Origin of the sequence: Paenibacillus sp. Leaf72, from assembly GCF_001422685.1 — a bacterium.
Lineage (GTDB): Bacteria > Bacillota > Bacilli > Paenibacillales > Paenibacillaceae > Pristimantibacillus.
On record NZ_LMLV01000024.1, the window covers coordinates 1 to 4,026 of the forward strand.

4 protein-coding genes and 1 pseudogene are annotated in these 4,026 nt (G+C 44.8%); all 5 read right to left on the bottom strand.

The window, feature by feature from the left end; genetic code table 11:
- A pseudogene (locus ASF12_RS21100) lies at positions 1-917 on the bottom strand (hypothetical protein); the annotation flags it as partial.
- 210 nt (positions 918-1,127) lie between these two features.
- The gene (locus ASF12_RS21105; RefSeq protein ID WP_056039121.1) at positions 1,128-1,346 is read right to left on the bottom strand and encodes a hypothetical protein; all 219 of its coding nucleotides are present in this window, start codon (positions 1,344-1,346) and stop codon (positions 1,128-1,130) included.
- Between the two features lies 1 nt (position 1,347).
- Positions 1,348-1,866 (bottom strand): hypothetical protein, encoded by a 519-nt coding sequence (locus ASF12_RS21110; protein WP_056039124.1) that lies wholly within the window; start codon positions 1,864-1,866, stop codon positions 1,348-1,350.
- 27 nt (positions 1,867-1,893) lie between these two features.
- On the bottom strand, positions 1,894-2,442 hold the full coding sequence (locus ASF12_RS21115) for a hypothetical protein (protein ID WP_056039126.1): 549 nt from the start codon (positions 2,440-2,442) through the stop codon (positions 1,894-1,896).
- Positions 2,430-2,669: hypothetical protein (locus ASF12_RS21120; protein WP_235533234.1), on the bottom strand; the 240-nt coding region annotated here is incomplete at its 5' end. The genes ASF12_RS21120 and ASF12_RS21115, both read right to left, overlap by 13 nt.
- Positions 2,670-4,026: the final 1,357 nt, after the last annotated feature.

Here is a 4,026-nt window from a genome sequence, read left to right on the forward strand (position 1 = left end):
TCAAGAATCCCCTTCTCGCTCCCGCTGCCCAGTTCCACCTTATTGCCCGCGACCAGCAGCACATCTTCACTYGCATTCACCGTGATGTTCCCGCCATCCAAATGCAGGCTGACCGTTCCYTTTTCAAAAAGAACCCCATCGTCCCCCAGCTGCATYTTGGCCGCTCCCGGCGATTCAAACACCTTCGTCGTCGGCTTCTGGAACACCGTCCGGCTTTTCATCTCCTCGCTGCCGCCTCGCACCGAGTTGATCGCCATCGCTTTCTTTTCCACACCGCTTGGAAAATAAACCTTTATCCGCGCGCCCTCATCGGGCAGCACGTGAAACATATTGTTCCCTTCCCCTGAATATGGGAACCACCAGTTTCCCTGCTCGTCATGTGCGTTGTCGATGTCCAGATGCACCTTAACCATATTGTTCGCCCGCTTCACGACGCGACCTTCCAGCGATACACCCTGAATCCCTTCATTTTGTCGGGATTTTCGTCTCAGCGTCTGGCGCCGGACCAGCACATATTCATAGGTCAGCAGTCCTGAGGCATAGCTGATGATCGACTCGGCTACGACCCACATCTGCTTCTTGAATACGACATCGTCCCCAACCTGGCAAAATTGCTCGCTGGTTATCCGGTAGCTGACGAAGTCCGCTTCGTAAATGAGATCCGCATCACTGCCTTCCGCATGGGCTTTCAGCTCTTCATAGGCAGCGCGATTTTTCAGAACCGTATAGCGCTTCGCCTTCAGTTCCTTCCCCCATGATAAATCGGGTACGCCGAAATACATGCGTGGGGTATCCATCACCACATCTGGCAAAATGACCGTCCCAACCCGCGATGCCAACCGCTTCAAAAACTGCCAATCCGTTTCCTCGAACTGGACCATCAAGGAGCCGATCGTCGCTTGATCGCTCGTCGCCATATTTTGCGCGTCTCCGCGGGGATAGTTCTTGAAGGGAATGTAATGCAAAAAAGCTTGTTCCTACTCAAAAATCAAGTAGAAAAAGCCTTTTAACTTAAATAACTTTTTATTAGTTTTAAAATGGCGTAAACCGTTGTATGCATATAACTTTAAACCCAGAATTATTTTCAAAGAGATTTTGCTAACATTCTTCTACAGAATAAAACAATATCATTTTCTGATAGACTCAATAATTTGTGACGTACCATTAAATATAACATCCCGCATAACTTCAGTATAACTAGTGTACTCAGCTTTTTGATTCATAATTATATCAAGCGCCTGTTTGAATTTACCATCAATCATGATTGTAATTCCCTCTACCTCTTGACCAGTCTCTCCATTCACAAACTTTTCGCTTAATAAATTCAGTTTGTTTTCATTTCCCATATTATTCAACTCCCTTTCCATTATCAAAACGAAAATAATTCTTATTATTTATAATCCAGTATTTCTCTTCAGTCGGTACTTTGTCCAAGAAATCTTCATACTTCCCTACCCAACCGTCAGGGGTAAAACTTTCAAAAGAAGCAGGTTCGGGAAAACAAGATAGTAATATTTTATTATCGAAATCAACTAATAAGGCAGGCATCAACTCGAGAATATAATCTTCTAAATTCAACTTCCCCTCTACCTGTAGTATTACATCTCTAAGTTCATCTTTACTAACTTGAAAGTCAACTATCTTATCTAAAAAATCCTTTGCGGTGTTTTCATTTAATACAGCGATATTAAATCGATCCGAAAAATCATCCTGCTCAGTTACTTGATTACTGTCATTAGAAAATGCATTTTCTAATTTAATCAAATCTAGAAACCAATAATCTTTCTCAGTCACATACCATTTCCAAATCCCATTAAACAAAACTGCAACTATAATATTTTCACCATACTCTATATTTACCTTCAAAAGTTCACCTTCTTTAATCTATTTGTTCTAATCATCAATATCTTTTATTATTCTACCATTTGTCGCATATTCTTCAAACCATTCAGACCATATAGGGGGAAATTCATATGAGTCCCCTGGAGTTGTTGGGTCTACTTTCTTAGGTGCACTCCCACCCTGATTTAACGGGTTTTCTTTAAAATCTCTTTGCTTAATTGCAGTTTCTTTAACAAAATTGTCAAGCCATTTTGGAACATCAAAGGCAACAATTTCCCCACCCGCACGCTTTTTTTTGAGATAATATATAGCGTGATCTATATTACCAGTACTTATATTAACATTAACACCTTTCTGTATAGTAATACTTCCGTTATCGTTTTTCGTAATCCTTTTCCAACTTGCTTTAGGAGGGGTACCACCCTGAACTCGGTAATATGTAACAATATCTGTGCTATTCAAATTAGCAGCTTTAGAAATTCCATTATTATCTAGCTTCCAAACATCGTCCAACGCCGCTATATTCCGGCCGTTCGCCAGTTTATTCGCAGCCCCATACATGCCATACTTAAGCAATATACCTAAGTTTACGATAGCCAAGGCATCCGGCCGTTCGCCAGTTTATTCGCAGCCCCATACATGCCATACTTAAGCAATATACCTAAGTTTACGATAGCCAAGGCAATACCCAGCTTATCTAACATCGATTGGTCTATGCCCAGCAAAGAGGGGTTCGTGTTGGCATTCCCGTTCTGTAAATCAATAAGTTTCTCTACATTGATCCATATCATCGTCGCGCTTAAGGCCACATCAGCTGCCAATAATACNGGGGTTCGTGTTGGCATTCCCGTTCTGTAAATCAATAAGTTTCTCTACATTGATCCATATCATCGTCGCGCTTAAGGCCACATCAGCTGCCAATAATACATACAACGATCCACCCGCTGTTGGAACAGCAGCTATGATCGCTACTACCCCGAGTAGCACATTGAGCTGCGCTATYTTTCGTTCCGGTTCGATCACCAGCTCCTGAAACGTAAATCGAGATAAGTATACCGTTTTTTCCGTATGCTTGCTCAAATAATCCGGCTTTTGCGGAATGACATTTTCCAGGTGCCAGGCTTCTGCCATCGGAGCCATTTGCTCTAGRAAATGCTGGACACCCGGCGCATTCAWCACCTGATTCATCACCCCCGACAAGCCGCTTTCCTGCCGCCGACTGGACGATAGCACAGGGAGCGCAGGCAGCATCGATTGGATTTCCGCCTGTGACCTGCCTTCCCGATCCCCTTGCTCCATGATCGCTTTTGCCTTCTGATTCCATTCATAAACCGCTGTTCGGTTCCGATCCTCTTGTTCATAACTCTTCTGTTGCTTCGCCCATTCCGCCTGCTTCTCTTCCTTGCTTAGATCCTCCGGCTCAGTCGCAGACGGCCCATACCTTTTCTGATACGCCTTTTTCTGATCCTCTACTGTTTTTTCTCGAAACCAATTCCTCGCCTTTTCGCTTAGATTCCGGTCATTTTTCATATTCGATTTTACATCGGGGTGGATATTTTGGTAATAGATTTCTTTGGAAATCGGCGCACCTTCCTCTTTCGCTTGCGCTTTCTGGATCTCCACTTCCATTTGTTCAGGAACTTGCTCATCCATATACAGCTGCTCCAGCTCTTCATCCGTCAGCAGCTCGGTGATGCCGACACGGTTATCGCTGATCAATATATATTGATCTGCCTTCGTTTGCAGAGCAACCTGACTCGTCGCTCGCATTCGAATTGATTCAAGAATCCCCTTCTCGCTCCCGCTGCCCAGCTCTACCTTATTGCCCGCCACCAGCAGCACATCTTCACTGGCATTCACCGTAATGTTCCCGCCATCCAAATGCAGGCTGACTGTTCCCTTTTCAAAAAGAACCCCATCGTCCCCCAGCTGCATYTTGGCCGCTCCCGGCGATTCAAACACCTTCGTYGTCGGCTTCTGGAACACCGTCCGGCTTTTCATCTCCTCGCTKCCGCCTCGCACCGAGTTRATCGCCATCGCTTTCTTTTCCACACCGTTGGGAAAATACACCTTAATCCGAGCGCCCTCATCGGGCAGCACGTGAAACATATTGTTGCCTTCCCCCGAATACGGGAACCACCAGTTTCCCTGCTCATCATGTGCGTTGTCGATGTCCAAATGCAC